General features: G+C 70.6%; 3 protein-coding genes. All 3 read right to left on the bottom strand.

The features are described 5' to 3' along the window. Positions 1–138 precede the first annotated feature (138 nt). Positions 139–1,749 carry a bifunctional phosphoribosylaminoimidazolecarboxamide formyltransferase/IMP cyclohydrolase gene (purH, locus tag AC1DY2_RS16865; protein WP_476763462.1) on the bottom strand — a complete coding sequence of 537 codons (1,611 nt, stop codon included), beginning with the start codon at positions 1,747–1,749 and terminating at the stop codon, positions 139–141. Beyond that, on the bottom strand, positions 1,746–2,339 hold the full coding sequence (gene purN / locus AC1DY2_RS16860) for a phosphoribosylglycinamide formyltransferase (protein WP_476763461.1): 594 nt from the start codon (positions 2,337–2,339) through the stop codon (positions 1,746–1,748). Before purN ends, purH begins: the two co-directional genes overlap by 4 nt. Positions 2,340–2,404: 65 nt before the next feature. Then, a partial coding sequence (locus AC1DY2_RS16855; RefSeq protein ID WP_476763460.1) for an APC family permease occupies positions 2,405–3,854 on the bottom strand: 1,450 nt, incomplete at its 5' end.

Raw genomic sequence — 3,854 nt, 5'->3', positions numbered from 1 at the left:
ACCCTGAACGATCCGGCGCGCCGGATCGTATATCCGCCATTCGGTACCCGCCGGCGGACTGGGCCAGGCGAGGCCGGGCCGGAGGGGTCGGCAGCGCAGGCAGCGGGCGGATGCCGCGGCATCCGTCACCCGTACGGCTCAGTGGAAGAAGTGCCGCTCGCCGGTGAAGTACATCGTGACACCGGCCGCGCGGGCCGCCTCGACGACCTCCTCATCGCGAACGGAGCCGCCCGGCTGGACCACGGCGCGCACTCCCGCATCGAGCAGGATCTGCAGCCCGTCGGAGAAGGGGAAGAAGGCGTCGGATGCCGCGACCGACCCCGCGGCGCGCTCCCCCGCCCGCTCGACGGCGAGCCGGCACGAGTCGACGCGGTTGACCTGGCCCATGCCGACGCCCACCGACGCACCTCCCGAGGCGAGCAGGATCGCGTTGGACTTCACGGCACGGCAGGCTCGCCACGCGAACTCGAGGTCGGCGAGGGTGGCGTCGTCGGCGGGGTCGCCCGCGGCGAGCGTCCACTGCGACGCCGCGGCGAAGTGGCGGTCGGCCTGCTGCAGCAGCATGCCGCCCGAGACCTGCCGGAGCTCGACCGCGGTGGGCGTGAACCCCTCGGGCAGGGTGAGCAGGCGGATGTTCTTCTTCTGCGTGAGCAGCTCGAGCGCCTCGCCCTCGAACGCGGGCGCGATGAGCACCTCGGTGAAGATGCCCGACACCGTCTCGGCCATCGCACGCGTGACGATGCGATTCGCGGCGATCACGCCACCGAACGCCGACACGGGATCGCACTCGTGGGCGCGCCGGTGGGCGTCGGCGATGGGGTCGGATGCCCCGGCCGACGCCACGGCGATGCCGCACGGGTTCGCGTGCTTGATGATCGCCACGGCGGGCTCGTCGAAGTCGAACGCGGCCCGCACCGCGGCATCCGCGTCGACGTAGTTGTTGTACGACATCTCCTTGCCGTGCAGCTGCACGGCCTGCGCGATGCCCGGCCGGCCGCCCTGGGATGCGTAGAGCGCCGCCCGCTGGTGCGAGTTCTCGCCGTATCGGAGGTCGGCGTCCTTCGTCCAGCTGCCGGCGACCCAGGCGGGGAAGGGCGATTCCTCGGCGGGCTGATCGGGAGCGACGACGCTGCCGATCCACGACGCGACCGCGATGTCGTAGGAGGCCGTGTGCCGGAACGCCTCGCGTGCGAGGACCGTGCGCTGCATGAGCGTCGTGCCGCCGGCCTGCACGGCGCCGACGATCTCGTCGTACCGGTCGGGCGACACCACCACGGCGACGTTCGCGTGGTTCTTCGCCGACGCACGCACCATCGCGGGCCCGCCGATGTCGATCTGCTCGACCACGGCGTCGGGCTCGGCGCCCGCCGCGACCGTCTCGGCGAACGGGTAGAGGTTCACGACGACGAGTTCGAACGGCTCGATGGCGAGCTCGGCGAGCTCCGTCTCGTGGTGCTCCAGGCGCAGGTCGGCGAGGAGGCCCGAGTGCACGGCGGGGTGCAGCGTGCGCACCCGTCCGTCGAGGTGCTCGGGGTAGCCGGTCACGTCGGCGACCTGCGTGACCGGCAGGCCCGCGTCGGCGATGGCCTTGGAGGTGCCGCCGGTGGAAACGATCTCCACGCCTGCCGCCACGAGGGCGCCGGCGAGCTCCACGAGCCCGCGCTTGTCACTCACCGCGATGAGCGCGCGGCGCACGGGGACGACGTCGCGGTGGCGGTAGAGGCCCGGGTCGATGCTGGCTCCGCTCATGATGCGGTGAGCTCCTTCAGGTCGATGTGCGAGTTGGCGATGTCGAGCACGGCCTGGATGAGCAGACGCCGTTCGACGGGCTTGATGCGGTCGTGCAGGGTCGACTCGGTGTCGCCCGCGAGCACCGGCACGCGCTCCTGCGCGATGATGGGGCCGCCGTCGACCGAGTTGTCGACGACGATGAGGCTGGCCCCGGTCTGGTCGACCCCGGCCGCGAGCGCGTCGCGCACGCCGTGCGCGCCCGGGAACTCGGGGAGGTAGGCCGGGTGCGTGTTGATGAGGTACGGCGAGAAAGCGTCGACCACGCCGGCCGGCACGAGGCGCATGAGCCCCGACAGGATCACGAGGTCGGGCTCCCACTGGCGCACCTGCTCGATGAGCGCGTCACCCCACGCGTCGCGGTCGGGATACGCCGTGTACGGCACGGTGAAGGTGGGGATGCCGAACTCCTCACCGAGCACGAGTCCGTCGGCCTCGCGGTCGGCGCCGATGGCGACGACCCGCGCCGGGAACTCGGCGTCCTCGGAGGCTTCGAGGAGGGCACGGAGGTTCGAGCCAGTGCCCGAGATGAGCACGACGAGCTTCTGCACCCCTCGAGCCTACCGGCTGCTCGGATGCGCACCGCGCGAGGCATCCGTCGCTCAGCGGTCTCTACTCAGACGCCGCCGTCGATCGACCGCGGGACCGCCAGCTCGTCGTCGGGCACCAGCACCTCGGTCTCGCGATTGAGCGACTCGCCCCGGAAGAACGGCTTCGCCTCGGCGAAGAACGACCACACCACCATCAGCACGGCGCCGAGCAGCAGTGACCCGACCCCGACGACGAAGACCCCGCCGACGCCGAGCAGCACCGTGTACCCGTAGTCGGGATCGAGCATGTCGACCGCCGAGTACACGAACGCGCCGGCGAGCAGCAGCGCACCGAGCAGGGGGAACACGAGGCGGTACCAGAAGTTCCGCCACGACTCGAACAGGGTGGCCCGGAAGTACCAGACGCAGGCGAACCCCGTGATGGCGTAGTAGAAGGCGATCGCGAGGCCGAGCGAGAGCACCGTGTCCTGCAGGATGTTGTCGCTGATCAGGGTCATGCCCACGTAGAAGACGATCGCCACGAAGCCCATGAGCAGGGTCGAGAACGACGGGGTGCGGTATCGCGGATGCACCGTGGCGAACCGCTTGGGCAGCGCCCGGTACACGGCCATCGCGAGCGTGCCGCGGGCGGTCGGGAGGATCGTCGTCTGCGTCGACGAGACCGCCGAGATCATGACGGCGACCACCAGCAGCCAGGCCCACGGCCCGAACAGCGCGTCCTTCAGGGCGAAGAAGACGTCGTCGGCGTTGCCCTCGTTGCCGAGCCCCAGCCCCGCCTCGCCGAGCCCCGCGTACGACATCGCGGCGACCGTGACGCCGACGTAGGTCACGAGCAGGATGAGCGTGGTGAGCACGGCCGCACGACCGGGGATGCGCTTCGGGTCCTTCGTCTCCTCGTTGAGCGCGAGGCAGGTGTCCCAGCCCCAGTAGATGAAGAGCGCCAGCAGCACCGACTCGACGAACGCGTCGAACGACCCGAACGCGAACGGGTCGAACCAGCTGAGCTGCGGCGTCGTGGAGCCCTCGGGCGCCGTGCCGTCGAGGACGCTCCACACGGCGAACAGCACGAACAGGGCCAGCGCGAGGTACTGCACGCCGAGCAGCACGTTCTGCATCCGCTCGCCGATCTCGAGCCCCCGCCAGCTGATCCAGCTCATCAGCGCGATGAACACGACTCCCGTGAGCGTCACCACGAACACGTTCTCGGCGAGGTCGGGCGCCACGAGCAGCCAGAAATAGATGCCACCGATCTGGGCGAGGTTCGCGAGCACCACCGTGCCGGCGACCGCGACGCCCCATCCGCCCATCCAGCCGACCCACGGCCCGAACGCCTTGGTGGCCCACGTGAACGTCGTGCCGCAGTCGGGCACGTCGTGGTTCAGCTCGCGGTAGGCGAAGGCGATGAGCAGCATCGGCACGAACGCGATGATGAACGCGATCGGCGCCTGCTCGCCGACGGTGAGCACGACGAATCCGAGCGTCGCCGCGAGGGAGTAGACCGGTGCCGTGGAGGCG

Source organism: Agromyces sp. P1_H4, from assembly GCF_056405255.1.
Note: the sequence above shows the minus strand (reverse complement) of the source record. Positions and strands in the feature narration are given on the sequence as shown.

Bases quoted from the DNA above. Each gene is read 5' to 3' on its own strand.
- purH (WP_476763462.1), bottom strand. From the start codon at position 1,749: ATGAGCGGAGCCAGCATCGACCCGGGCCTCTACCGCCACCGCGACGTC.